A 25,377-nucleotide genomic window follows, 5' to 3' on the forward strand; every position below is an offset into this window, starting at 1 on the left:
CAACCTTACGCAGACGCATGACAGACTCTTATTCCAATCTGGCCTTGGCCGAACCCATTCAACGCGCAATTGCCGAGATGGGCTACCAAACCATGACGCCCATCCAGGCGCAGGCCATTCCCGTGGTGCTCACGGGACGTGACGTGATGGGCGCAGCCCAGACCGGCACCGGCAAAACGGCGGCCTTTGCGCTGCCACTGCTGCAACGCATGATGCAGCACGAGAGCAGCTCCACCTCGCCAGCGCGCCACCCCGTGCGTGCCTTGGTGCTGCTGCCCACCCGCGAGTTGGCCGACCAAGTGGCCCAGCAGATCAAGCTGTTCTCCAAGTACACCAACCTGCGCTGTGCGGTGGTCTTTGGCGGCATGGACATGAAACCGCAAACGGCTGAGCTCAAAACTGGCATTGAAGTGCTGGTGGCCACGCCGGGCCGTTTGCTCGACCACATCGAAGCCAAAACCGTGGTGCTCAACCAAGTGGAATATGTGGTGCTGGACGAAGCCGACCGCATGCTGGACATCGGCTTTTTGCCCGACCTGCAACGCATCCTGAGCTACCTGCCCAAGCAGCGCACCACGCTGCTGTTTAGCGCCACGTTCTCGCCCGAGATCAAGCGCTTGGCCTCCAGCTACTTGCAAGACCCCATTACCATCGAAGTGGCGCGCTCCAACGCCACGGCATCCACGGTGACGCAAAAGTTTTACAAGGTCGATGAGGACGACAAGCGCTTTGCCTTGCTCGATATCGTGCAGCGCGAGCAGATCAAACAAGCTTTTGTGTTTGTGAACAGCAAGCTCGGTTGTTCGCGCCTGACGCGCAATCTGGAGCGCGACGGCTACAAAGTGGCGGCCCTGCACGGCGACAAATCGCAGGACGAGCGACTCAAAGCGCTGGACGCGTTCAAAAAGGGTGAGGTCGATTTGCTCATTTGTACCGACGTGGCGGCACGTGGCTTGGATATCAAAGACGTGCCTGCCGTGTTCAACATCGACATTCCCTTCAACGCCGAAGACTACGTGCACCGCATTGGCCGCACAGGCCGTGCAGGTGCGTCGGGCTTGGCCGTGAGCTTTGTGGACGGTGGTGATACCAAGCTGCTGGCCGAGGTGGAAAAACTCATCAAGATCAAAGCCACCGTGCTGGAGATGGACTGGCTGGAAACCCCGCGTGACCGCATTCGCCGCCTCTCGGGCAAGCCTGCCCGCACCGAGCGCAGCGAGGATGACACCAGCAGCAGCCGTGCCAACAGCGGCTACCGCATGCCAGCCAAGTCGCTCGACCCTTTCTTTACCAAACCCTACGAACCCAGCAGCAGCGACGCCCAACCCGCTTGGGAGGCTGCCCCGGCCAATACCCGCAGCGCTGCAGCGGGCCGTTTGTCGCCCAACATCAAACCCAAGCGCAAAGTGGCTGCGCTGTTCAAACCAGCTGACAGTTTCACTCCGCCCCAGGCGTAGCAGCGCCTTCGCACTGCACATCAATCTTTTCGGTGTGCAGTGCTCCCCCTGCGTTCCAGCAGCGCAGGGCGGTGAGGCAACCACCCCACACGCAGCCGCTGTCCAGTGCAAACACATTGGGCTTGTTTAACCATCCCAGCGTAGACCAGTGGCCAAAGGCTACCGCCACGTCGCGGGTGGCACGTTCTGGTACGTCAAACCACGGCAGGTAGCCAGTGGGGGCCTCATCTGCGCCCATCTTGGCGTGGAACTCCATCACCCCCTCGGCACTGCAAAAACGCATGCGCGTGAGCGCGTTGACGATCACGCGCCAACGGTCTGGGCCTGCTAGTGCGTCGCTCCAGCGGTCGGGCTGGTTGCCATACATGTGCTGCAGCAGCGCCATGCCATCATTTCCGGCCAGAAGGCTTGCTACTTCTGCTGCAAGCGCTATCGTTTTTGTAGCAGTCCAGCTGGGTAATACGCCAGCATGCACCATCAGCAGCGGGGTGTTGCCTACGTGTTCCAGCCGAGCCAGGGGCTGCTGGCGTAGCCAGTCCAGCAGGGCGGGGCGGTCGCTGGCTTGCAGTATGTCGTCCAGCGTGTCGCTGCGGTGCGGGCGGCGTACGCCTTGGCTCACGGCCAGTAGGTGCAGGTCGTGGTTGCCCAGAATGCAGCGCGCCGCATCGCCCAGCGCCATCAGTCGGCGCAGCACAGCCAGAGACTCTGGGCCACGGTTCACCAAGTCACCCAGCAGGTAGAGGGTGTCGCGGCTGGGGGAGAAGTCCAGCTTGTCCAGCAACCGTTGCAGTGCGCTGTCGCAGCCCTGCAGGTCGCCAATCAGGTACATTGCCATGTCTTTGTTTTGTAAAAAGGGTGTATGGATTTTCTGCTGATTGTGGTGCTGACTTTGCTCAACGGTGTATTTGCCATGTCTGAACTGGCGCTCACCGCCAGCCGCAAAGTGCGTTTGCAAGCCATGGCTGACGATGGCGACAAAGGTGCTGCCACTGCACTGGCTTTGCTGGATCAGCCCACCCAATTCTTGTCCACCGTGCAGGTGGGTATCACGTCCATTGGCATGCTCAACGGTATTGTGGGGGAAGCCGCCTTCAGCGAAAGCTTGGGCAACTGGCTGCAGCACGTGGCCCCGCTGTCAGAGCGCACTGCCGATATCACTGCCACGGCCATTGTGGTCACCATCATCACCTTCACCACCATTGTGTTTGGTGAACTGGTGCCCAAGCGCATTGGCCAGATGTACCCCGAACCCGTAGCCCGCCTGGTCTCTCGCCCTATGGCGTGGGTGGCCAAGGTAGCGCGTCCTTTTGTGCGCCTGTTGGCTATGTGCACACAGGCCATCCTCAAACTGCTGCGCATCAACGCCAATGCTGGTCAAACCGTCACCGAAGCCGAAATCTCCGCCAGCCTAGAGGAAGGCGTGGATGCGGGCATCATCGAAGCGCACGAACACCAAATGGTGCGCAACGTATTCCATTTGGATGACCGCTCGCTCACCAGCATCATGCGCCCGCGTGAAGACATTGCGTGGATGGACGCCAGCCTGACCGTGCACCAAGCCTTGGATCACATACGCCACCATGCCCAAAAAGACGTGCATTCGTGGTATCCCGTGTGCCGCCAGTCGCTTGAGCAGGTGGTGGGCCAAGTGAGCATGGCGCGCCTGCTGGATGTGCAAACCAACCCTGGCTTGTCGCTGGAGGCCGTGGCCGAGCCTGCAGTGTTTGTGCCCGAAACCCTCAGCGCCATGGAGTTGATACAGCAGTTCCGCGAGCAGGCGGCCCGCATGGTGTACGTGGTGGACGAATACGGCGTGCTGCAAGGTTTGCTGACCCCACACGACGTGCTGGAGGCCATTACCGGGGAGCTGCGCCCTGACCAACAAGAAGACGCTTGGGCCACCTTGCAAGACGACGGTTCGTGGCTGCTCAATGGCACCATGCCCATTGGCGAACTCAAAGCCCGACTGGAGATAGAACGCGAGCTGCCCGACGAAGAGCGCGGCCGCTACAACACGCTGGCAGGTCTGCTGCTGGCTGAGAGTGGCCGCATGCTGCAGCAGGGCGAGCAAATCGTCTGTGCCGGCTGGCGCTTTGAGGTGGTGCAGCTACAAGGCCGCCGCGTGGATCAAGTGCGCGCTTGGCACGACGTGCAGGCGTAAGGGCCAGCTAGTTCAACAGGGCCTCTATGGCGGTTATATCTACCGCATCGTTTTGGGCTGGCTTGAGGAACTCGCTGGCATAGACGCGCCACAGTTGGCTGCGCAAAAAATACCGAAACAACTCGGTATCGAGATGCTGATCTCGGCACATGCGGGCCATGATGCGCAGTGCCTCTGAAAGTGTCTTCATCGGTTTGTAGGGCCGATCTGCGGCTGTCAAAGCTTCAAAGACATCGGCCAGTGCCATGATGCGGTCTTGCAGAGGCAAAGAACCGGCGTGCAGCCTTCTTGGATAGCCGGTTCCATCCATTTTTTCATGGTGATTGGCAGCAGTGTCGGGGACACTCTGGAGTGACTCTGGCCACGGCAGGCTCTTGAGCATAACCAGCGTCTGCACGATGTGGTTGTTGACAGCGAAACGATCCTCCGCAGTGAGTGTGCCGCGTTGAATTGTCAAGTTGTACAGTTCCCCCATGTTCTGTCGGTAAAGCGGCAGATCCATATCAAAGCCAAGGGTGTTGCGGGGATTGTTGCGCTCTACTGCGGGGCGATGTTCATCGTCCCAGGCGATCAGATGCTCAGGGCGATCTGCCAACAAGCGTTCGGTGATGGGTAAAGTTGGGGGGACTGTATTGCCTCGGGTGGTAGCAAGGCGTCGTTCTTCTTCAGCGGACAAGCCCAAACTGTCATCGAAATGCCGTTGCCAAGACTGTTGCGCGATCTTTTGTAGCCTTTCAATAGCGTGCGCAGACATGGCTTCACCGCCCACATTGCATTGCGCTACGAAGGCAAATTCCTCTTGCAACTGTGCATGCCGGGTATCGAGTTGTTGGCGCATAGCCATCCATTGTTGCGGCGGCAGATTGCGCGAAATTGGGCGAAGCAGTTCGAGTTCGGCGTCACGCCACAACACCTCAAAGCGCATCCTGATTTCGTGGATGCGGTTGTAAATCACTTCGAGTTTGGTGGCCTTGTCGACAATGTGTTCCGGGCTGGTCACTTTGCCGCAATCGTGCAGCAAAGCAGCCAGTCGGAATGCGTACCGCTCGTCATCGTTCATGTGAAAACTTGCGTAGCGGCCTTGCTGTTCGGTCTCCAAGCGTTCTGCCAACATAACAGCCAGATGAGGCACCCGCTCACAGTGACCGCCTGTGTAGGGGCTTTTGGCATCGATAGCATCGGCCATCAGGCGAATGATGGATTCCAGCAGTTCCTTTTGCGACACGATCAGTTGGCGAGTTTCGATCGCTACGGCCAGCATGCCCGAGAGACGCTGTGCAAAGCCCAAAAAGCGAGGGTCTTCGTGCGCAGCATCGGTGTCATGCAATAACACCAACAAGCCTTCCAATGAACCGCTGCGTCCGCGTAAAACCAACTCCATACGCAGGTGATTGCCATCTACACCTTGGTATATAGGTTGCGATGCCAGCTCTTGCGAATATTCCACGGTATCGCTCAGCCCGTTGGAGTCACCATACATCGCGCAACGTTGCATTTGCTGTGTTTTGCCATTCCATAAGTAGACGGCACCCCCATTGCAGCGCGTAGCGAGGATGAACTTCTCCAAGACCTGCTCAAGCATTTCTTCCACATCGGGTTTGGTGCTCAGAATGGCGCTGATGTCCAGAAACGCCTCCACGGTCTGGCTCACGTTGTCAACCATCTCAGAGAGCACATTGACTTCCCGCAGTGCACTGCGATTGCTGCTTGATTTGCTGAAGTCAAATCGGGACATGCCCCGTGCTTGGCTAGCTATTCGCTCAATGCTGCGACCAATCCGTAGCCCAGCCCACCAGCCCAACGGCAAGAAGGCAATGACCAACAAAGCGGCCAGCGTGACCAGTGTCTTGCGATTGTGTGCCAGTTGCCCTAGCAACTCGTCTGCTGGGGTTGCGATCAGCAGATGCATGGGGTGATCGTTGATAACGTCAAACGGGATCGACAAGCCCAACCATTCTTTGTTGTCTATCTCATAGAGAGCGTCTTGGTCATTGCGTCGGTTCTTTGACACTAACTTGCTCAGGCTGGCCACCCCTAATTCATCCAGACTGCGAAAAGAAAATGTGTCCCCTTTTTGCTCTAGCACTTTGCCCATGTCGCTATAGGCAATCACTTTGTTGGCCTCATCCACCAGAGCCAGTTCGCTGTGTGGGGTCAGGCGCAGATTGCTCAGGTTCGTGGCAATGTCATCAAGGGCCATGTCTATGGCCACTACAGCGTCACTGGTTTGGGCGAGTTGTGACAGGCTTATGCCCACCTGTCGGGTGGTGAAAAAAATGTAAGGAGGCGAGACAGAAGGGGCCAACGCCCTATTGGCCACCGCATACCAAGGCCTTGTGCGTGGATCAAATCGGTACTGGGGTTCTTCACGCTGTTGCAGTAACTGAAGATTCTTGTCGTAAAAGCGGTATTGCCCTTGGCGTTTACCAGCAGGTTGCAGCGTCACCGTCTGCACAAGAAAATGCGCCCCAGAAGGGGCCGCTACAACGGTGCGCTGTTCTTGCCTAAGCAATGATCGGATCAAAAAAAAGTCCCCATTGGGGTAGCCCACGTACACGGCCGATACCAGAGGATTGGCCACCAGCGTGGCAGAAAACGCCCCTATGCGGGCCAATCGCTCTTGGAGGTTTTTTGCCTGCGTGATTGGATCGAACGCGAGTTGTCGCAATGCAGCGATAGGCGGTTCAATGATGCTGCGCGAGCGCTCGGTCATGATGCGGCCCGAATCAAGAGCAGAGCGTTCGGCCATATCCAACAATATTTGTCGTCCACCCCACCAACCGACCGATACCAGAACAGCAGCCAAAAAAATCATGCCTGCAACAACAAGTCCTGAAACACCAAACTTTATCGGTAACCCATGAATGCGGTGGCTACGAAGAGTATGTGTTGAGGGGGAGTGTGGTGCTAGAGGCATTGGGCATGTAAAGGTAGACCGCCATGCAGAGTGATCCATGATCGCATCGGTGTCCCACGGTGTAGAGCACAAATGCAACACGAAACAGGTGTTGGAGCCAATATACCGGATTCAATCGCTGGTGCAAATGACCAGAAAGTCTAATCTGCTGGCAAAGCTGCCAATACCTAGGCCTTGCCCTGCAACTTGTAGGCCAATATGCCCAGTAGTTCGTGCGCCAGTGTGCTCCAACTGTTAGCGCCACCAATGAGGCTGTATTCGTACCATACAAACTGTGCATCGCCTTGGTAGTCCACCGGGTAGGCGGTCACGTTCCAGCCGGCTTTCTGGAAAGTGGCCATAGACCGGGGCATGTGCCATGCGGATGTCATCAACAGCCACGGCTGCTGGCGGTCTATGCCCGGCAATTCCGCGCTGCGCAAGGCGTTTTCATAGGTGGTGCGCGATTGACCTTCGTACACCACCTGCTGTGCTGGCACCCCCATGGCTTGGTAAAACTGGCGTGCACGCTCCGCTTCGCTGGGCCCTATACCCAGCGGATCGCCTTCACCCCCTGTGTACAGCAGCGTGAGCTGGGGGTGGGCTTTGGCTACCAGGGCCGAGACCACCAGCCGTTCGCCCGCTTCATTGAACAGCACCTGCTGCGGGTGCTGCGCTTGCAGCCGCCCACTGGCTGTGCCACCGCCCAGCACCACCACGCCCCGGTACTGGCGCAGGCTGGCCGCATCGGGCGTGGTAGCGGGCAGCGCATAGCGCGACTCCAGCCAGTACAGCCCGTACTGCGGCACCGCCTGCCAGCCCAACAGCAGCAAAGCCACCACCCCCACCACCTGCATGCGCCAAGCCCACAGCGCCAAGCGTTTGCGCTGCGGCCTGCGCCCCAGCCACTGCAGCACACAGCCCAGCACCAGCAGGGCTGTGACAGCGGCTATGGGTTCAAGCAAAGCGCCGAGGTAGTGGGTGAGGGTGTGGAGAAGCATGACGTTAGCTATAAAGTATGGTATTGTAGTTTTACTTTATTAATAAGGGGGACTAATGCCAACTGATGAGTATATTCATGGGAATGATTTATCAACTCCAGAGAAGATTGCTGGCTCTGCAGCTGATGCTCTTGATGAAAAAATTGTTTTGCTGGAGAAAAGGGTTAATAATATTTTTCTGTCTGTAAACTCTATAGAGCAATTTTCTTCCGAAATAGATGCTAGAAAAAATGAAGTAAACGATTTTTTATCATCCTTGAAAAAAGAAAAATCAGCGTTTGCATCTTTGCTTAAGGCAATTGCTAGTATAAGTTCGAGTGCTAAAGAGAAAGAAGGGCAAATTCAAGATAATCTCATAAAATCAAATAATTTGGTTCATGTAATTGATGGGCAGCATGATCAAGTTGCTGGTAAGTTAAAAGAAATTGATGCTCTTCAATCTGAATTGTCTGCACTGGATGAAATAAAGAAAAGCCTAGAAGAGTGCAAAGTAACTGCGAATGAAGATGCTAAAAAAATAAATGATATTTATAATAATGTTCAGTCGCAGTTGGCATTTGCACAAAAGAAAAATTCATTTATTGATGTTGTTTATAAAGAAATAATAGGGCATGATACAAAAAATGAAGATGGTGAGGATGTGCATGTTGATGGGTTAAAGGATGAGTTGAAGAAATCTTTTGATGATTTAATGGAAGGTTTTCAAAATCTTTCGAAGGATTTTAAGGATTTAAAAATTTCTTCAAATAAAGATTTCTCCTCTTTTATTTCTGCATCGCGTGAAGAATATAAAAACACTCTGCGACAATTGGAGGATTTGCTGCCTGGGGCATTGGCTACAGGTCTTAGTCATGCCTACGATAAGAAGAAAAGAGAGGAGGTTGTTGAGCAAAAAAGAAATGCGGCAGTTTTTATAAAGTGTGTTATTGGTTTGATATGTATTTCTTTTATTCCTATTGCTGTAGATTTTTTTCTTGTTGTTGGTAAAGGCATTGATATACTAAAGGTTGTTGAAGATACTCCAAAAATGATTGTTCTGATGATGCCAATCTATGTTCCTATTCTTTGGTTGGCTCATTCAGCAAATAAAAAGATAAACTTATCTAAAAGATTGATTGAGGAATATACTCATAAATCTGTTCTTGGGAAAACTTTTTCAGGCCTTTCTAAGCAAATTAGTGATCTTTCACAAAGTGATAGTGTTAAGAATGAGCTTCGTGAAAAATTGCTTTTTAATTTGTTGCATGTAAGCTCTGAAAATCCAGGAAAGCTTATTACAGATTATCAGAAGTCTGATCATCCATTAATGGAGGCTTTGGAAAATAGTGCGAAGCTTGCAGCATCAGTTGAGCGATTAGCCAAAATACCCGGGTTTTCATCCATGGCTAAAAAGCTTTCAGAAAAGAGCGAAAAGCTTTTGGAGGAAAAAAGAAAGCAAGTCGATACAGGCTTAGATGCCCAAGACGAATTGCAAAAAGAAAAGAACTGATAGGTGTCTAAAACAAACTCCCTTGCCCCCGCAGCTCCCCCGGCCTGAACTGGCCCACGTCCAGCGGGGTGCGGGTTTGGTTCAGGCCATAGCGTTCGCAGGCTTTGTGAAAACGTTGGCGCAGCAGATCGGCCCACAGGCCTTGGCCGCGCATGCGCTGGCCCCACTGGTGGCTGTAGTCTTGGCCGCCGTGCAGTTCGCGCAGGCGTGCCATGACGCGCTGGGCGCGTTCGGGGTAGTGCTGGGTTAGCCACTGCGGGAACACTTCTTTCAGCTCCCACGGCAGGCGCAGCACGGTGTAGAAGGCGCTGCGCGCACCGGCTTGGGCGGCGGCTTGCAGCACCTGCTCCATGTCTTCTGTGATGAAAGGTATTTGCGGCCCCACGCTCACGCCTACTGGCACCCCGGCCTGGGCCAGCGTTTGCACGGTGCGCAGGCGGCGCTGTGGGCTGGCAGCGCGGGGCTCTAGGCGGCGGGCCAGGTCTGCGTCCAGCGTGGTAATGGTCAGGTACACGCCAGCCAGCCCTGCATGGGCCATGGGGGCTAGCACGTCCAAGTCGCGCTCTACCGCGCTGGATTTGGTGATGAGCGCCAGCGGGTGGTGGGCTTGCTGCAGCACGTCCAGCACGCTGCGGGTGATGCGCAGCTCGCGCTCTATGGGTTGGTAGCAGTCGGTGGCAGAGCCGATGACGATGGGCCGAGGCTGGTAGCTGGGGCTGCACAGTTCGTCGCGCAGGCGGTCGGCCAAGCCGCGCTTGGCGATGATGATGCGCTCAAAGTCCAAACCCGGTGACAGCCCTAAATAGCTGTGCGTGGGGCGCGCGTAGCAGTAGCTGCACCCGTGTTCGCAGCCCCGGTAGGGGTTGATGGATTGGTCAAACGCGAGGTCGGGGGAGTCGTTGCGCACGATGGCGCTGCGCGCGTCTTCCCAGCGCACTTCAGTGCTGGTGGGGCCAGTTTGCTCGGGCCACAGGGCGTCCCAGCTTTGCCAACCGTCGTCGCAGGGGGCGCGCTGTTCGCTGGCAAAGCGATGGGCGTGCTGCACCGCGCTGCCCCTGCCTTTCAGGCTGGGGGTGGGCAGTACCACCTCGGCCACAGGGGCGGTTGTGGGGGCGACTGCGGCGGATGCTGGCTTGGCTGTGGGGTGACGGGGTGCGGCGCACATGTACTGATTTTATATACAGTATTTGTGCCGCCTTGTGGGTACTCCCTTATTTCACGGGCAGGTGTACCCGGGCCGTGGTGCCTTGGCCATAGGTGCTGTCCAATTCCACAAAGCCTTGGTGCAGTTCCACGATCTCTTTGACCAAGCTCAGCCCCAAACCCGTGCCGGGTATGTTGCCGCTGGCGTCGGCGCGGTAAAAGCGCTCGAAGGCGCGGGCCAGTTGTTCGGGGGTCATGCCTATGCCATGGTCTTTGATCTCCACCATGGCGTAGAGCTTGCCGTCGTTGTCTTGCAGGCCTACACGCAAGTGCACTTCACCGCCGTTGGGGGAGTATTTCAGCGCGTTGCTCAGCAGGTTGCTCAGGGCCAAGGTCATTTTTTCGGGGTCTGCCAGCACCATCAGGTCGGGCAGTTCTTCCACGCTGATTTGGCGGTCGCCTTCCTTGAGCAGCAGTGCTTGGATGCTGGCCTGCACCACCTCGGCGATGGGGTGGGGGGTGATGTGCATGTCCATGCCCCGGCGCGATTCGATGCGCGCCAAGTCCAGCAACTCGTTGATCATCTTGACCAAGAGGCCCGATTGTTTGTGGATGGTCTCCAGCATGTCGGCTTGGCGCTCGGGCGAGTATTTGCGGCGTATCAGCAGCTCGGTAAAGCCAAAAATGCTCACCATGGGGGTGCGCAGTTCGTGGGCGGCTGCGGTGAGGAACTCGCTCTTCATGCGATCCACGGCGTCTTCGTGCGTCACATCGCGGAAATAAAAAATGGTCTCGCCCCGGCCATCGACCTTGCGCTGGGACTGGGCTTGCAGCACCCGCGCTTGCGGGCGCAGCAGGTGCAAGCGGGCTTGCCAGTTGGGGGTGTCCATGGCTTGCACGGTGGTGTGTTTGGCGTCGCACAGGTCGTACAGCCATGCGGAAAAGTCGCGCAAGGTGTAGCTGCTGCCCACCATGTCCGGTGAGCTACCCACCCAGCCCGTCATGCGCTCAAAGGCCGGATTCACAAAGGCCAAGTTGTCGTCGGCGTCGAACATCACAAAGCCATCGGGGCTGAGGTTGAAGATGGCGTCCAGTTGGGCGCGGCGCTGGGCAATGGCCTCTTGGGCTTGCACGCGCTCGGTGATGTCCGATGCAATGCCCACAAAGTGCGTCAGTTCACCCCGGTCATTGCTCACGGGCGAGAGGGTCACCTCGGCCACTTGCAATTGGCCGTTGGGCAGGTTGCGGCGTATGGTGGAGGTGGCGCTGCGCTCTTCTTGCACGGCCAGCATGAGCTCGCTCAGGCCCATGTCGGTGTGCATGCCTTGGCGCAGTATGTTCAGGCTTGTGCCCACTATCTGGTGGCGTGGCAGCTCCATGAGGCGTTGGAACGCATCGTTGATGTAGACGATGGGCATGCCAGTCTGGCGCGCATCGGTGATGAACACCGCGTTGTGGCTGCTGCTCAGTGCGCGCTGGTACAGCTCGGACGTTTCTTGCGCGGCACGCTCATCGGTCAGGTCGCGTACCACGCAGGCGTAGCGTAGCGATCCACTGAGCTGGATTTCACCGAGCGACACCTCTACGGGGAATAGCGTGCCGTCGGCGCGAATCCCCTGCAGGTCATGCCGCATGACGCGGCGGGGTTTGTAGCCAATGCTGGGGTCGCCCACAAACTGGGGCGCTATTTCCACACCACGCATGCCGTAGATGACCTGTTCCAGCGCTTTTTTGTGCAGCATCTCTTCGCCACGGCCAAACATACTGGCGGCGGCGGGGTTGATGCTTTGGATGCGGCCTTTGGCATCGAGCTCCATGATGGCCTCGCCCGTGGTGTTCAGTATGGCCTGCATTTGCTGCAGATGGGCCGAGGCGCTGGGGTCGTGCGCAACCACAGATTTGAGCAACTTGTGCAGCCCAGGGATGGTGGTGTTCATGGCTCCCCCTTGGGTTTGGTGGGCGTCTAGGCTTGGGCTACCAAGCGATCCACGGTGTCCAGCAGTTCTATGGGGCTAAAGGGTTTGACCAAATACGCGTCGCACCCCACGGCTTGCCCTTGTTCTATGTCGGTTTTTTGGCCACGCGCAGTGAGCAAAATCACCTTGGTGGAGCGTTGCAGCGTAGGGTCTTGCTTGATTTTTTCGCACACTTGGTAGCCATCGAGTCCACCGGGCATCATCACATCGAGCAGCACTACCGCTGGGCGCAGGGTTTGCGCTTTTTGCCATGCATCCACACCGTTGTCGGCCTCGTGCAGTTCAAAGTCTTCACCTTCCATGGTGAGCACAATCAGTTTGCGAATATCCGCTTGGTCGTCCACGATGAGGGCTTTGCGGGTCATACAACCTCCTTCTTGCGGCGCGACATCAGTTGGGCCAGGTCTTCGGCGTAGCGCTGGGCTTGCGCCATGTCCAGCTGGGCTTGGCCACGGTGCGGCGCACCGGTGGGGAATTCGAGCAGCACATGCACATCGGTATCGCTGGTTTTCATGCGCATATTGCCGCCGTGCAGCGCCACGATGCGTTGCACCAGCGGTAGGCCTAGGCGTGGGGTGGCGGTTGGGGCGGCACTGGCTCCACCCACCGCAGGGGCCGCGGTGGCTTTGGCGGCGGTAAAGGGTTGCACCGCTTCCTTGCCCACCTTGAGGGTGGTGGCGCCCTTGTTGCGCACGCTGATGAGCACATGCTCACCCGAGAGTGTGAAGCGGATGTCCACGGCCAGCTTTTGTTGGGCGTTCACCTCGCGGCGGCTGTGGGTGATGGCGTTGTCCAAGCATTCGTGCAAGGCGCGCTCCACCAGTTTGGCGTTGCCGTACACAGGGGGCAGGGTGGTTTCGGGTAGCTGCAGGTCAAAGTACACGCCCAGCGGCTCGGCCTTGGTCTGCAGCTTGCTGCATACGCTTTGCATGAGCGGCAAAATCTCAATGCGGTCGCGTGCGATGGCCACCTCGTCGCCAAACACTTCCACCAAATCCGCCAAACGCTTGAGGCGCAGGTTGAGCGCTGCGGCAGCCTGCTCCAGGTTCTCGCCCAACTCAGAGCCCGTCACTTGCTTGAGCAAACCTTCCAATTTGCCCATGGGCGGGCTGATTTCATCGCGCAGCAGGGCGATGATTTCGCCCAAGTTCAGGCGTTCTCGGCCGGATACTCCGCTGGCATCGGCTTGACCGACAAATGCAATGTCCAGCCCAGCAGGCCCTGCCATGAACTGGCCGTGCAGGCGCAGGCCGTCAAAGAGTTCGATATCGGCTTCGTAGGGAATTTTGATCTTGCCCAAGGTGATGTCAGCCACCAAAGCCTTGATGATGGGCACACCGCTCATGGCTTCCACCGGGCGGCCGGGGTGGTTGCGGGCGGCTTTGTTGGCACTGGTGACCAAGCCCGTAACGCCAAAAGTGAGAAGGGGAGCGGGCATGGCGTCAAAAAGCGCCGTGACCGAAGGTTGGTGGTAGTTGACTGGCATGAATCTCAGCGCAACGCGCTCCGTAGTCCAGACAACTTCAATCTAACACCAGATTGGTAGAAGGCAATGGGTATTGCCAACTACCATTGGTTTTAAATTGCTACGGCTGTTACTTTCCTTGGTGGACGACCACATGCTAGGTGCTTGTGGCTGAAGTGGCCTCTGAATTCTTGGGTGCTGGGCAGGGTGTCAAACCCACAGCCAACTTGTTCAACAGTGATCATTTGCGCTGCATGGCAGAGTCTGGCGACGGCTCTTCGTTCTTTTCCTTCCCACCGTAAGGCCTAGATAGCTCCAAGGTAATTAGGTAACGCTTTTCGCCAGGATGCTTGCCATCGTCAAAGCACGCAATATCCAACTGGGTTTGATACAGCCTAGGTACTCGCCAAAAAGTAGGGTTCGCCATGCAGCTCATTATTTTTTCTCGCGACTCAGGCGTATCTTCAATCTTGGACTGCCCATCGTTACGCCCAAGAGTCCACCCCCCCCGCTCCCACTGCTGCTGCAAATCCAGCACCACCTTGAGGGCCTCATCCAGTGGCAAGGTCTCCACTTGGGGGGACATGCGTACGCTAGCCACCTTTTGGCTGTCATATGAAACCGTCAGAAACTTAGCCCGTGGTGTCACAAAACCGTACTGATCGTCCACAAAGCGCATGCGTGCATCGCCTTCAATAATTCCAAATGCTGATGTGTCTGTAATGGTGGGGTCTATCTTTGCGGAGGAGCGTTTGCGCATGTCCTCCCATGGCTCACCTAGCTTTAACGCTACTTCTGGCACTCCACTCTGTGCATGGACATACAAACCCACGCCTATAGCTCCTGCGAGCACAAACCCCAGTACCAGCGAGAGAACCCATTTATTCAGGACGTGCTTCACTTGACACCCCCACCAGCGGCTATGACTTGCAAAGACTGCTCAATCTGGCTGCGTGTGTGGGGTGCTGCCAGCAGCTTGTCAAACTGCTCTGCTGCTTTGAGCACAAATGCCATGCGTTGTTTGGGGTCTGCTAAATCGGCACTGGCTTCATTGCTAAAACTCACGGTGCGCCCATCGCTGAGCGGTTTGCACTGGCTGGCCAAGGTTAGTTGAACCGCCTCGGCCATACCGTTTGGAAAGCCTGTCACAAACGAGACTTGGTTGGCCCGCATCAGTGCATGGAAAACAGGGTTGTTGTACATCGCTGGTTGCAGAATATTGAGCTGCTCATGATCAGCGAGCTCTCGCACACTCTTTGCAACATCCCCCGCTTCTATGGCGTTGAAGGCGTTGATGATTTGTTGATGCTTTCGACCAAATGCCAATTGCTTGCCAATAGGCCACAGGATGGGTCGCGCGGAGTCGGCTATTAAGTTTTCACGATGTGCCAAGAACCTCTCCAAATTCTGTGCCCCCCACTCCTGAAAGAAGCGGTGCAGCGGGTACACATCCAAAAACAGCGTTGTATTGCCCAGCGCTAACTGGTTGTACACATACTGGCTTGACCCAGCAGCCCCTTGCGTTACGGCATCTATGTCGTTGCTGCCATAGGGCGATAGTGCAGCAGCCTGCTGGTTGGCTTGCCCTGCCGCTATCAGATGGCTGGCATGCAGCAAGCCACAGCCCACTTGCTTGGAGGCAAAAGCTGCCAAACCCGCCCACTGCAAGCGCTTGTCTTGCAGCCACAGCTTGGCGTAAGCGGCATTGATGGCGCGGTTGCGTGCTTGTGGGTCTGCAATGAGCACGCCAGCAGGGGCCACTATGGCTTGGGCTTCTTCCAATATGTCAGAGAAAACCAAGAAATCCCCGCCTTGCTGGTGCTTGTGGTTGAAGTGGCCTCTGAATTCTTGGGTGCTGGGCAGGGTGTCAAACCCAAAGGGGGCGCGGATGTAGAAGGTTTGTCTCATTGAGATGCCCTACTTAGTAAGGTCGAGACAATTCCAAGGTAATCAGATAGCGTTTTTCATTAGGGTACTTGCTGTCATCAAAGCATCCCATGTTGAGTTGCGTCTGAAATCGATCTATTGCCCGCCAATAAGTCGTATGAAATTTGCAGTCACTAAGTTCTTTGAGCCACTGTTCACTATCCGAAAACAAGGGGTGTTGATCAGTTGCAATAGCTTGCCACCCCCCCCGCTCCCACTGCTGCTGCAAATCCAGCACCACCTTGAGAGCCTCATCCAGTGGCAAGGTCTCCACTTGGGGGGACATGCGTACGCTAGCCACCTTTTGGCTGTCATATGAAACCGTCAGAAACTTAGCCCGTGGTGTCACAAAACCGTACTGTTCATCCACAAAGCGCATGCGTGCATCGCCTTCAATAATTCCAAATGCGGATGTATCTGTAATGGTGGGGTCTATCTTTGCGGAGGAGCGTTTGCGCATGTCCTCCCATGGCTCACCCAGTTTGAGAGCGACCTCGGGTACAGCGCTTTGTGTATGTGCAAATAGCCCCCATGCAATGACCGCCGCAAGAGCTAATGCTGGCGCGATAGCCCATTTATTCTGAAGGTACTTCACTTAACACCCCCACCAGCGGCTATGACTTGCAAAGACTGCTCAATCTGGCTGCGTGTGTGGGGTGCTGCCAGATCAACGCTGGTATAGAGGCTAAAGCTCACGGTGCGACCATTTTTAAGTGGCTTTCGGCTCGGGATGTTTGACTTTCCCTCAGTGCGAGACCCAGTTTCGCCAATTCCAGAGTTATGAGATATCGATTCTGGTTCGGGTATTTCGAATCATCAAAGCAATCAAGGCTCAATTGCACTTGATACAGATTTGATGCGTACCAGTAATTCGTGTTGGGTTTGCAGTTTGTTAAGTTTTCGCGCCACTGCGGAGTGTTTTCGAACGGCGGTTTTCCGCGCATTTCTACGTGCTTCCAGCCCCCCCGCTCCCACTGCTGCTGCAAATCCAGCACCACCTTGAGAGCCTCATCCAGTGGCAAGGTCTCCACTTGGGGGGACATGCGTACGCTAGCCACTTTTTGGCTGTCATATGAAACCGTCAGAAACTTAGCCCGTGGCGTCACAAAACCGTACTGATCGTCCACAAAGCGCATGCGTGCATCGCCTTCAATAATTCCAAATGCTGATGTGTCTGTAATGGTGGGGTCTATCTTTGCGGAGGAGCGTTTGCGCATGTCCTCCCATGGCTCACCTAGCTTTAACGCTACTTCTGGCACTCCACTCTGTGCATGGACATACAAACCCACGCCTATAGCTCCTGCGAGCACAAACCCCAGTACCAGCGAGAGAACCCATTTATTCAGGACGTGCTTCACTTGACACCCCCACCAGCGGCTATGACTTGCAAAGACTGCTCAATCTGGCTGCGTGTGTGGGGTGCTGCCAGCAGCTTGTCAAACTGCTCTGCTGCTTTGAGCACAAATGCCATGCGTTGTTTGGGGTCTGCTAAATCGGCACTGGCTTCATTGCTAAAACTCACGGTGCGCCCATCGCTGAGCGGTTTGCACTGGCTGGCCAAGGTTAGTTGAACCGCCTCGGCCATACCGTTTGGAAAGCCTGTCACAAACGAGACTTGGTTGGCCCGCATCAGTGCATGGAAAACAGGGTTGTTGTACATCGCTGGTTGCAGAATATTGAGCTGCTCATGATCAGCGAGCTCTCGCACACTCTTTGCAACATCCCCCGCTTCTATGGCGTTGAAGGCGTTGATGATTTGTTGATGCTTTCGACCAAATGCCAATTGCTTGCCAATAGGCCACAGGATGGGTCGCGCGGAGTCGGCTATTAAGTTTTCACGATGTGCCAAGAACCTCTCCAAATTCTGTGCCCCCCACTCCTGAAAGAAGCGGTGCAGCGGGTACACATCCAAAAACAGCGTTGTATTGCCCAGCGCTAACTGGTTGTACACATACTGGCTTGACCCAGCAGCCCCTTGCGTTACGGCATCTATGTCGTTGCTGCCATAGGGCGATAGTGCAGCAGCCTGCTGGTTGGCTTGCCCTGCCGCTATCAGATGGCTGGCATGCAGCAAGCCACAGCCCACTTGCTTGGAGGCAAAAGCTGCCAAACCCGCCCACTGCAAGCGCTTGTCTTGCAGCCACAGCTTGGCGTAAGCGGCATTGATGGCGCGGTTGCGTGCTTGTGGGTCTGCAATGAGCACGCCAGCAGGGGCCACTATGGCTTGGGCTTCTTGTTGGTACTCGTACCAGTAGTCTTCGGGGGTTTTGTCGCGCAGCACTATTTCGATAGGGGCTATGGGCGGCACCAATATGTCGGAGAAGACCAAGAAATCCCCGCCTTGCTGGTGCTTGTCGGCCCATGCCAGAAAGTCTGTATTGAACAGTGGGCGGTACACCGCATGCCTAGCATGTGGATCGTCGCCCACGTACACGGGTTTGTTGGCCCACTGGCCGTTGGTAGCCAAGGCCAGGTGTTTGTGGTTGAAGTGGCCTCTGAATTCTTGGGTGCTGGGCAAGGTGTCAAACCCAAAGGGGGCGCGGATGTAGAAGGCTACGTGTGTGACTTTGAGCAGTCGCTCTTGCCGATTGAGGTAATAGACGTGGGCGTCGTAAATGCAGGCGTACAGGTAGACCCTGCCAAAGGCTGCTTCTAGTTCGCTGGTTGTGTGGGTGGATTTTTCTTGGTCGTTTTTGCGTATGTCTTCCAGATTGCGCAAGAAGTCGCTACCCACCTGAATGGAGGCAAAGCAGTAGTGGTTGTGGATGCGTTGGCGCTCTAGCGTGGCTGATTCGAAGGGGCGTATGTCTTGTCCGTAGCCTTGCACGTTGGCAAACATTTTTTGAATGGCTTGCTTGACGGCGGTGCTTTGCAAGAAGGCTTCTGAGCGGATGGTGTCGTAGGCTTTTTTGAATTGCTCGTCTTGCTGCAGGTCTGATTTTTTGAGGGTGGTGGTGTCCACCATGTCCGTGGGGTAGCGCGCTGCAGTGGGGGTGCCGCCTTGCTTTTGTTCTTCGCTGACTACGGTGTGGCGGGGGCTTGCAAACCAGCGTCGCATCCACAGTGCATAGCGCTTGTAGCCCATGCCCTCTAGGGTGGCTGGTGCGTCTTGTATGTCAAACGGCTCTATGGGTTTGGGGGGCTTGGCTCCCGCCGCTGTTGCGGGCTTAGACACTGGGGCAGGTTTGGGTGGAGGTTCCATGTTCCACCACTTTTGCACGGTCTCTACGTGGTTGAAAAAGGTAATCCAGCCGCTTTGCTTGGGTTTGGATACCGCAGCACTTGTTACTGGCTTGGTGGCAGGTGTGTTGCTTTGTTTGAGCTTGGGCGGAGCTTTATCCAAGCCCACTGGGGCTGACTGCTCTAGCCACTTCCACTGTTTACTGGATTTAAACCATCTAAAGACTGGTTTTTCTGGTACGTAAATGCGGTTGCTTGGCATGTGAATCAGCGCGAGTAGTGGATGACGCGTGATTCTGAATCTTTTTGTAACATTTGGGCATGGTGAGATGGTTGGCTGTCACTTTTTGCTAACGCTGAGCATCTATTGCTTGACGCACTAGGCGAATTTGGTCGAATCAGCCTAGTGCGGTAAAAGTGATTAAGCTTGGTGGTAGCTGGTCACCCGTTCCACCTCGTTCTTGCTGCCCAAAATCACGCTCACGCGCTGGTGCAGCTTCTCTGGCGCAATGTCCAAAATGCGTTGGTGGCCGTTGGTAGCCGCGCCGCCTGCTTGCTCCACGATCCAGCCCATGGGGTTGGCTTCGTACATCAGGCGCAGCTTGCCTGGTTTGTCTGGCTCACGCTTGTCCCAGGGGTACATGAAGATGCCGCCACGGGTCAGGATGCGGTGCACATCGGCCACCATGGAGGCAATCCAGCGCATGTTGAAGTCCTTGCCGCGTGGGCCTTCTGTGCCTTGCAAGCACTCGTCCACATAGCGCTTGACGGGGGGGGCCCAGTGGCGCATGTTGCTCATGTTGACGGCGAACTCTTTGGTGTCCACCGGGATTTGCACGTTCTCGGACGTGAGTACCCACGAGCCTTGCTCGCGGTCCAGCGTGAACATGGCCACGCCATTGCCCACGGTCAGCACCAGCGTGGTTTGCGGGCCGTAGATGCAGTAGCCCGCTGCCACTTGGCGCGAACCGGTTTGCAAAAAGTCTTGTACCGACACGTCGGCCCCGCCTTCGGGCTTTTTGAGCACGCTGAAGATGGTGCCGATGCTGACGTTCACGTCGATGTTGGAGGAACCGTCCAAAGGATCGAACAGCAGCAGGTATTCGCCTTGCGGGTAGCGGTTGGGCACGGCGTAGATGTTGTCCATCTCCTCGCTGGCCATGGCAGCCAAGTGGCCGCCCCACTCATTGGCTTCGATCAGCACTTCGTTGGCAATGATGTCGAGCTTTTTCTGCACTTCACCTTGCACGTTTTCGCTCTCGGCGCTGCCCAGCACCTCGCCCAGTGCACCGTGGTTCACGGCGATGGAGATGCGCTTGCAGGCGCGGGCCACCACTTCAAGAAGCAGGCGCAGGTTGGCGGGGATGAGCCCGTTGGTGCGCTGCTGCTCGACCAAGTAGCGGGTCAGGGATATGCGTTTTTGTGTCATGGGGACTTCCGTTTTTTGCTAATCAGTCCGCCAGCGCACGCTGCACGACTTCGCGTACGTCGTTGCTCAGGTCGCCCTTGGCGGCCACGCGCACCAGCGCCTCACGGGCGGCGTGTTGGTAGGGCTCGGCCAGCTTTTTCCAGCGGTCGAGCGCACGGGCCAAGCGGGCGGCTACTTGGGGGTTGATGGCGTCCAGTTCCATCACGCGCTCGGCCCAGAACACATAACCAGCCGCATCGGCGCGGTGAAAGCCTGCCGGGTTGGCATTGCAGTAGCTGAAGATCAAGCTGCGGGCGCGGTTGGGGTTTTTCAGCGTGAAGTCGGGGTGGTTGAGCAACTGGCGCACAGCGCCCAGCACTTGGCCGCCACGGTCACAGGCACCAGCTTGGAGGGCAAACCATTTGTCCAGTACCAGCGCTTCGTCTTTGAACTGGGTGTGGAAGCGGGCCAATGCCGCTTCAGCCAAGGGGCTGCCGCTGCCCACCAAAGCGTGCAGGGCGTTGAAGCGGTCGGTCATGTTGCCCGCATCCTTGAAGCGCTGCAGTGTTTTGCCGGGCCACACGGTGTCGCCGCTGTCGCGGGCGGCCAGGCACAGGTAGCCCAGCGCCAAGCCTGCCAGTGCGCGCAGGCCGCTGGAGTGGGCGTCGGGGCTGTAGGCACCGCTGTCTTTGTGTGCCTCAAAAGCCCACACCCAGTCGGCGTGCAGGGCATTGGCCAGTTGGGCGCGCATGCCTTCGCGCACGGCGTGGATGCGCTGTGGGTCCACCACGCCCAGTTGTTCAGCGATGTAGGTTTCCGATGGCAGCGTCAGCACCAGTTCCTTGAATGCTGCATCGAGTTGTGGGTTGCGCAGCACGGCGCGCAGGGCCTCTACAAATTCTTCAGACAAGAATTGGCCGCTAGAGCTTGCTGCGTCTGCTGTGGCTGCTATTGAATTGATAGCAAACCGCAGCGCCAGACGCTGGGCAGCTTCCCAACGGTTGAAGGCGTCGCTGTCGTGCGCCAGCAAAGTGAGCAGCTGTGCGTCGCTGAAGTCCATGTCCAAAATGACCGGGGCAGAGAAGCCGCGCAGCAGCGAGGCCACGGGTTCTTCGCTCACTTGGGTGAAGGTGAAGACTTGCTCGGGCTGATCCAGCACCAGCAGGTGTTCATGGCCATGGCTGTTGCCATCCAGATGCAAGCCCAGCGCTTGGCCGGATTGCGCGCCCACCAAGCCCATGCGCACGGGGATGACAAAGGGCAGCTTGCTGGGCTGGTCGTTGCTGGGCGCGCAGTGCTGGCTCAGCGTCAGGGTGTAGGTCTGCTCTTGGGCGTTGTAAAAGCCACGGGCTTGCACACGGGGGGTACCGCTTTGGGCGTACCAGCGCTTGAACTGCTCCAGCCGCTGCGCCAACGCCGAGCCGGGGTTGGCATCGGCAATGGCTTGGGCGAAGTCGTCGCAGGTCACGGCCTGGCCGTCGTGGCGGGCAAAGTACTGCGTCATGCCCTTGGCAAAACCGGCACGACCCAGTGGGTCAGCGGGGCTGCCCACCAGCGTTTGCATCATGCGCACCACTTCGGCACCTTTTTCGTACACGGTGACGGTGTAGAAGTTGTTGATCTCGATGTAGCTGTCTGGGCGCACCGGGTGGGCCATGGGGCCCGCATCCTCGGGGAACTGGGCGGTGCGCAGCACGCGCACGTCTTCAATGCGCTTGACCGCTTTGGCCGAGTCGTCGGCGCACAGGTCTTGGCTGAACTCCTGGTCGCGGAACACGGTCAGCCCTTCTTTGAGGCTGAGCTGGAACCAGTCGCGACAGGTGATGCGGTTGCCCGTCCAGTTGTGGAAGTACTCGTGGCCGACCACGCTCTCGATGCCGCTGTAGTCGGTGTCGGTGGCGGTGGCTTGGTTGGCCAGCACGTACTTGGTGTTGAAGATGTTCAGGCCCTTGTTCTCCATGGCACCCATGTTGAAGTCGCTGGTGGCGACGATCATGAAGCGCTCCAAGTCCAGCGGCAGGCCAAAGCGGGCTTCGTCCCAGGCGATGGAGGCCATGAGCGAGTTCATGGCGTGCTCGGTCTTGTCCAAGTCGCCGGCGCGCACAAACACCTGCAGCAAATGCTCGGTGCCCGCACGGCTGACGATGCGCTGCTCGCGCGCCACCAGTTTGCCCGCTACCAAGGCGAACAGGTAGCAGGGTTTTTTGTGCGGATCGACCCACTTGGCAAAGTGGCGGCCTGCGTTGTCTGCGCCGTCCAAGTCGCCTTGTTCGACCAAGTTGCCGTTGGACAGCAGCACGGGGTATTTTTTCTTGTCAGCGCGCAGCGTCACGGTGTAGCTGGCCATCACGTCGGGACGATCCAAGAAGTAGGTGATGCGGCGGAAACCCTCGGCCTCGCACTGGGTGAAGAACGAGTCGTTGCTCACGTACAGGCCCATGAGCTTGCTGTTCTTGGCCGGGGCGCAGGTGGTGAAAATTTCCAGCGTGAAGGGCTCGGTGCCTTCGGGCAGGTTTTCCAGCACCAGTTGGTTGTCTTCCATCTTGAAGCTGGTGCCTTGGCCGTTGACCAGCACGCGGGCCAAGTTCAACTCTTCGCCATCCAAACGCAGCGGGCCTGCAGCCACGTCGGCATTGCGGCGCAGCGTCATTTTGTTCAGGACACGGGTTTTGGCCGGGTCGAGGTCAAACGTCAGGTCAACGGTGTCAATCCAAAACGCCGGGGCTGTGTAGTCCTGGCGGCGGATTACGGTAGCGGGGGCGCCATCACGAAGCATGGACATGGTGGGTCTCCAAAAAACGGGAATTCAACAAATGGTGGTAGTCGGGCACCACGGTCAGCACGTGGTCGCCTTGCAGTTCGTGGGCTGGGTGGCTGCTGGCAATGCCCACAGCGCGCATGCCGGCGCGGCGTGCCGCTTCTATGCCCAGTGGCGCGTCTTCAAACACGATGCAGTGTTCAGGCGCTACGCCAATGCGGCGCGCTACCTCTAGAAAAATAGCCGGGTCGGGCTTGCCGGGCAGGCCTTCGTCGCCCCCTACTGTAGCCAGTGGCGCAGTGGGCAGGCGCAGGTGGTGGTAGGCAAAAGCTTGGTTGTGGCGGTCGCCCGCCGTGCCCACGCCCAAGCGCAGGCCACGTTGCAGCGCCTGCTGGTAGAAGGCGCTAAAGCCCGCCACCTCGGCAAAGATGGGGGTAAAGAGGTCGCGGTACACGGCTTCTTTTTGGTGAACCAAGGCGAGTGCCTCGTCCTCGGGCATGTCGGGCTGCTCGAACAAGATGCGCATGCACTCGATGCCGGTACGGCCCGTGGTGCGGCGCATCAGGCTGGGCACATCCACCACCAAGCCCTGCTGCTCTGCAAAGGCAATCCAGCTTTGCTTGTGCGAGGGCATGGAGTCGATCATGGTGCCATCCATGTCGAAGATGAGGGCTTGCAGGGTCATGGTGTTGTGCACAGTCGTAAAACAGCGCTTTCTAAGTGGCGAAAGTCGCGAGACACCTCGCGGCACTTGTCTAGGCTTAACAAGGACGTGATCTTTGCCTGATCGGTTGTTTCCTTGTACGCACGTTCTTTCCCAAGTAAGGCGCTGATCTCACCTTTGGCATCTCGGCGCAAGGCCACTTTGGGGTCGATTGTCACAGTAGGGGCTAGTTTGAAATGGGTGCGCAGTGCTTGCTCTTCGAGCAAAAACAGGGCTTCGAATTCTTTGATGAAAAAAGCAAACTCAATGGGCTGCGGATTGTGCAACGCTAATTGGGCTATTTGCGCTTTGAGCTTGGCAACTTGTTCTACTGGACAGAGCGTTTTACCCGGAATTTTTTCATCGCAATCGAGCACCCAGAGAATGGGGCACTGGTGCTTTAGGGCGTAGCCAAGGAAGTCTGCCAGTCGCTTTTCTACTTTGGCAATACCACCGCTCACTTGCGGCTCACCAGTCAAGCGAACATGCGACAGCTGCTTATCAGCCAGTATTTTGTGAACCAGCTTGGGCACTGCTGTTTTGTCCCCGTCGCCTTCCACAATCAAGTGCAGCTTGCCAGTCATGCCAGAGACTCCTCTGGCGCATCGTCTGGGCGCAAGCCTTCGCCAGTCATGAACTCTTCCAAGCTGAGCAGGCCTTCTTTCACCGCCTCCATTTGCATGGGGTGGATCGGGCGAATCTGGGTGATGCCATCTTTCATGGTGGCGACCCGTACTTGTTCTGGCGCAAAGCACTGCACCAAGTGCGGGCTGTGTGTGGTGATCAGTACCTGTGTGGTTTTGCTGATTTCCTTGAATACATCCGCGAGCACGCCCAACGCACCGGGGTAAATGGTTTGCTCAGGCTCTTCTATGACCAGCAAGCTGGGGCGCGGCAGTTGGTAGGCCGCCAGCAGCATGCCGAACAAGCGCAGCGTACCGTCGGATAGTTGCACGGGGTCAAACGTGGACGTTGTGCCATCTTCGTTGCTGAAGTGAAACCATGGAACGAGGTAAGAACCCACCGTTTTGATGGTGACCTCTTGAAAAGAAGGAATCACCGTCTGCATGGCTTCGAATATGCGCTCTAAAGCCTCGCGTCCTTTGGGCGAACGCTTCATGGCTTTAATGACCGATGCCCAGTTATCGCCCGACTCCTTGAGTGAGGTGTCTCGGTCTGGGATGGCGGGTTTTTTCAGGGTGTTGGGGTAGATGGTGCAGAAACTTAATGCGCGTATTGTGTGCGCGACGAAGCTACCAATCGTTTCACCTTCATGTTTTAAACCCACATAAATTTGGTCAGAAGCAATTCCTTTGAAATCGAAAACTACTTTGGGCGGCTTATTTGTGTTGCCCGTGACAATTCTCTGGCCGTTACCCTGCTTGTCTCTCTCAAATATGCTTGAGTACGTCACCACTCCAAGTCCGAATTCATCGGTATGCACGGACACCTTCTCCAATTCCACCGCATAGTCGCTTGATCCCACAGAGCGGATTTGTAATTGGTAGTTGCCAAAGTTATTAAGCTCTATATCGGTTGCAGAACCTATTTCTAGCTGAAAACCAATCTTGTACGGCTTGGTCTTGTATGTCTGCAATATCCGCTGAATACCTTCCCGCTTGGTAACAGCATGCTCTAGGTCTTCGGTCACTGCATCGCGCAAGAAGCGGAGCACATCCACAAAGTTGCTTTTGCCCACGCCGTTGGGGCCGACGATCACGGTGACGTCGGGGGAGAAGGTAACGTCTACTGAGTCCAAGCTTTTGTAGTGTTGGACTTTCAGATTTTTGAGCAACACATCGTCCCCCTTGTTT

At 56.6% G+C, this 25,377-nt stretch carries 20 protein-coding genes; 3 read left to right on the top strand and 17 right to left on the bottom strand.

Annotated features, from left to right (window positions below; genetic code table 11):
• Positions 1 to 17: 17 nt before the first annotated feature.
• Entirely contained in the window at positions 18 to 1,457 is a 1,440-nt protein-coding gene (locus tag KIK84_RS01575; RefSeq protein ID WP_214121226.1) for a DEAD/DEAH box helicase, read from the top strand.
• Here KIK84_RS01575 and KIK84_RS01580 read toward each other — a convergent pair.
• Entirely contained in the window at positions 1,438 to 2,292 is an 855-nt protein-coding gene (locus KIK84_RS01580) for a symmetrical bis(5'-nucleosyl)-tetraphosphatase (RefSeq protein ID WP_214121227.1), read from the bottom strand. The genes KIK84_RS01575 and KIK84_RS01580 overlap by 20 nt on opposite strands.
• Before the next feature lie 24 nt (positions 2,293 to 2,316).
• On the opposite strand from KIK84_RS01580, the gene KIK84_RS01585 reads away from it, so the two are divergent.
• On the top strand, positions 2,317 to 3,618 hold the full coding sequence (locus tag KIK84_RS01585) for a hemolysin family protein (RefSeq protein WP_214121228.1): 1,302 nt from the start codon (positions 2,317 to 2,319) through the stop codon (positions 3,616 to 3,618).
• Positions 3,619 to 3,625: 7 nt separating this feature from the next.
• Here KIK84_RS01585 and KIK84_RS01590 read toward each other — a convergent pair whose 3' ends face one another.
• Together KIK84_RS01590 and KIK84_RS01595 are read right to left on the bottom strand one after the other, a co-directional pair.
• Positions 3,626 to 6,535, bottom strand: coding sequence for an HD domain-containing phosphohydrolase (locus tag KIK84_RS01590; RefSeq protein ID WP_214121229.1), 2,910 nt, complete (start codon positions 6,533 to 6,535; stop codon positions 3,626 to 3,628).
• 167 nt (positions 6,536 to 6,702) lie between these two features.
• The gene (locus KIK84_RS01595; protein ID WP_214121230.1) at positions 6,703 to 7,515 is read right to left on the bottom strand and encodes a YdcF family protein; all 813 of its coding nucleotides are present in this window, start codon (positions 7,513 to 7,515) and stop codon (positions 6,703 to 6,705) included.
• Positions 7,516 to 7,570: 55 nt separating this feature from the next.
• On the opposite strand from KIK84_RS01595, the gene KIK84_RS01600 reads away from it, so the two are divergent.
• Positions 7,571 to 9,004, top strand: a complete 1,434-nt coding sequence (locus KIK84_RS01600) for a hypothetical protein (RefSeq protein ID WP_214121231.1) — start codon at positions 7,571 to 7,573, stop codon at positions 9,002 to 9,004.
• A gap of 7 nt (positions 9,005 to 9,011) precedes the next feature.
• Here KIK84_RS01600 and KIK84_RS01605 read toward each other — a convergent pair whose 3' ends face one another.
• The 14 genes from KIK84_RS01605 to KIK84_RS01670 all read right to left on the bottom strand — a co-directional run bounded on the left by KIK84_RS01605 (position 9,012) and on the right by KIK84_RS01670 (position 25,361).
• Positions 9,012 to 10,100, bottom strand: coding sequence for a PA0069 family radical SAM protein (locus KIK84_RS01605; protein ID WP_349815891.1), 1,089 nt, complete (start codon positions 10,098 to 10,100; stop codon positions 9,012 to 9,014).
• A 115-nt stretch (positions 10,101 to 10,215) separates the two neighbouring features.
• The gene (locus KIK84_RS01610) at positions 10,216 to 12,084 is read right to left on the bottom strand and encodes a PAS domain-containing sensor histidine kinase (RefSeq protein WP_214121233.1); all 1,869 of its coding nucleotides are present in this window, start codon (positions 12,082 to 12,084) and stop codon (positions 10,216 to 10,218) included.
• Between the two features lie 26 nt (positions 12,085 to 12,110).
• Positions 12,111 to 12,488 (bottom strand): response regulator transcription factor, encoded by a 378-nt coding sequence (locus tag KIK84_RS01615; RefSeq protein WP_214121234.1) that lies wholly within the window; start codon positions 12,486 to 12,488, stop codon positions 12,111 to 12,113.
• Positions 12,485 to 13,609: an ATP-binding protein gene (locus KIK84_RS01620; protein WP_214121235.1), complete on the bottom strand. Its 1,125-nt coding sequence runs from the start codon at positions 13,607 to 13,609 to the stop codon at positions 12,485 to 12,487. Before KIK84_RS01620 ends, KIK84_RS01615 begins: the two co-directional genes overlap by 4 nt.
• A gap of 220 nt (positions 13,610 to 13,829) precedes the next feature.
• The gene (locus KIK84_RS01625; RefSeq protein ID WP_214121236.1) at positions 13,830 to 14,489 is read right to left on the bottom strand and encodes a flagellar biosynthesis sigma factor; all 660 of its coding nucleotides are present in this window, start codon (positions 14,487 to 14,489) and stop codon (positions 13,830 to 13,832) included.
• On the bottom strand, positions 14,486 to 15,496 hold the full coding sequence (locus tag KIK84_RS01630; protein ID WP_214121237.1) for a DUF2515 family protein: 1,011 nt from the start codon (positions 15,494 to 15,496) through the stop codon (positions 14,486 to 14,488). Before KIK84_RS01630 ends, KIK84_RS01625 begins: the two co-directional genes overlap by 4 nt.
• A gap of 13 nt (positions 15,497 to 15,509) precedes the next feature.
• Positions 15,510 to 16,109, bottom strand: coding sequence for a flagellar biosynthesis sigma factor (locus tag KIK84_RS01635; RefSeq protein ID WP_214121238.1), 600 nt, complete (start codon positions 16,107 to 16,109; stop codon positions 15,510 to 15,512).
• Positions 16,110 to 16,206: 97 nt separating this feature from the next.
• Positions 16,207 to 16,872 carry a flagellar biosynthesis sigma factor gene (locus KIK84_RS01640; RefSeq protein ID WP_214121239.1) on the bottom strand — a complete coding sequence of 222 codons (666 nt, stop codon included), beginning with the start codon at positions 16,870 to 16,872 and terminating at the stop codon, positions 16,207 to 16,209.
• Complete coding sequence (locus KIK84_RS01645; RefSeq protein ID WP_214121240.1) at positions 16,869 to 18,956, bottom strand: DUF6402 family protein; 2,088 nt, start codon at positions 18,954 to 18,956, stop codon at positions 16,869 to 16,871. The genes KIK84_RS01640 and KIK84_RS01645 overlap by 4 nt, the downstream gene beginning before the upstream one ends.
• A gap of 159 nt (positions 18,957 to 19,115) precedes the next feature.
• Positions 19,116 to 20,123, bottom strand: a complete 1,008-nt coding sequence (locus KIK84_RS01650) for a class 1 fructose-bisphosphatase (protein ID WP_214121241.1) — start codon at positions 20,121 to 20,123, stop codon at positions 19,116 to 19,118.
• 22 nt (positions 20,124 to 20,145) lie between these two features.
• On the bottom strand, positions 20,146 to 22,884 hold the full coding sequence (pepN, locus tag KIK84_RS01655; protein ID WP_214121242.1) for an aminopeptidase N: 2,739 nt from the start codon (positions 22,882 to 22,884) through the stop codon (positions 20,146 to 20,148).
• Positions 22,868 to 23,545 carry an HAD family hydrolase gene (locus KIK84_RS01660; protein WP_214121243.1) on the bottom strand — a complete coding sequence of 226 codons (678 nt, stop codon included), beginning with the start codon at positions 23,543 to 23,545 and terminating at the stop codon, positions 22,868 to 22,870. The genes pepN and KIK84_RS01660 overlap by 17 nt, the downstream gene beginning before the upstream one ends.
• Complete coding sequence (locus KIK84_RS01665) at positions 23,542 to 24,147, bottom strand: DUF4276 family protein (RefSeq protein WP_214121244.1); 606 nt, start codon at positions 24,145 to 24,147, stop codon at positions 23,542 to 23,544. The genes KIK84_RS01660 and KIK84_RS01665 overlap by 4 nt, the downstream gene beginning before the upstream one ends.
• The gene (locus tag KIK84_RS01670) at positions 24,144 to 25,361 is read right to left on the bottom strand and encodes an AAA family ATPase (protein WP_214121245.1); all 1,218 of its coding nucleotides are present in this window, start codon (positions 25,359 to 25,361) and stop codon (positions 24,144 to 24,146) included. The genes KIK84_RS01665 and KIK84_RS01670 overlap by 4 nt, the downstream gene beginning before the upstream one ends.
• Between the last annotated feature and the right edge of the window lie 16 nt (positions 25,362 to 25,377).

Source organism: Curvibacter sp. CHRR-16 (assembly GCF_018474005.1).
Taxonomy (GTDB): domain Bacteria; phylum Pseudomonadota; class Gammaproteobacteria; order Burkholderiales; family Burkholderiaceae_C; genus Allorhodoferax.

Bases quoted from the DNA above. Each gene is read 5' to 3' on its own strand.
- KIK84_RS01575 (WP_214121226.1), top strand. From the start codon at position 18: ATGACAGACTCTTATTCCAATCTGGCCTTGGCCGAACCCATTCAACGC.
- KIK84_RS01580 (WP_214121227.1), bottom strand. From the start codon at position 2,292: ATGGCAATGTACCTGATTGGCGACCTGCAGGGCTGCGACAGCGCACTG.
- KIK84_RS01585 (WP_214121228.1), top strand. From the start codon at position 2,317: ATGGATTTTCTGCTGATTGTGGTGCTGACTTTGCTCAACGGTGTATTT.
- KIK84_RS01590 (WP_214121229.1), bottom strand. From the start codon at position 6,535: ATGCCTCTAGCACCACACTCCCCCTCAACACATACTCTTCGTAGCCAC.
- KIK84_RS01595 (WP_214121230.1), bottom strand. From the start codon at position 7,515: ATGCTTCTCCACACCCTCACCCACTACCTCGGCGCTTTGCTTGAACCC.
- KIK84_RS01600 (WP_214121231.1), top strand. From the start codon at position 7,571: ATGCCAACTGATGAGTATATTCATGGGAATGATTTATCAACTCCAGAG.
- KIK84_RS01610 (WP_214121233.1), bottom strand. From the start codon at position 12,084: ATGAACACCACCATCCCTGGGCTGCACAAGTTGCTCAAATCTGTGGTT.
- KIK84_RS01615 (WP_214121234.1), bottom strand. From the start codon at position 12,488: ATGACCCGCAAAGCCCTCATCGTGGACGACCAAGCGGATATTCGCAAA.
- KIK84_RS01620 (WP_214121235.1), bottom strand. From the start codon at position 13,609: ATGCCAGTCAACTACCACCAACCTTCGGTCACGGCGCTTTTTGACGCC.
- KIK84_RS01630 (WP_214121237.1), bottom strand. From the start codon at position 15,496: ATGAGACAAACCTTCTACATCCGCGCCCCCTTTGGGTTTGACACCCTG.
- KIK84_RS01645 (WP_214121240.1), bottom strand. From the start codon at position 18,956: ATGCCAAGCAACCGCATTTACGTACCAGAAAAACCAGTCTTTAGATGG.
- KIK84_RS01650 (WP_214121241.1), bottom strand. From the start codon at position 20,123: ATGACACAAAAACGCATATCCCTGACCCGCTACTTGGTCGAGCAGCAG.
- pepN (WP_214121242.1), bottom strand. From the start codon at position 22,884: ATGTCCATGCTTCGTGATGGCGCCCCCGCTACCGTAATCCGCCGCCAG.
- KIK84_RS01660 (WP_214121243.1), bottom strand. From the start codon at position 23,545: ATGACCCTGCAAGCCCTCATCTTCGACATGGATGGCACCATGATCGAC.
- KIK84_RS01665 (WP_214121244.1), bottom strand. From the start codon at position 24,147: ATGACTGGCAAGCTGCACTTGATTGTGGAAGGCGACGGGGACAAAACA.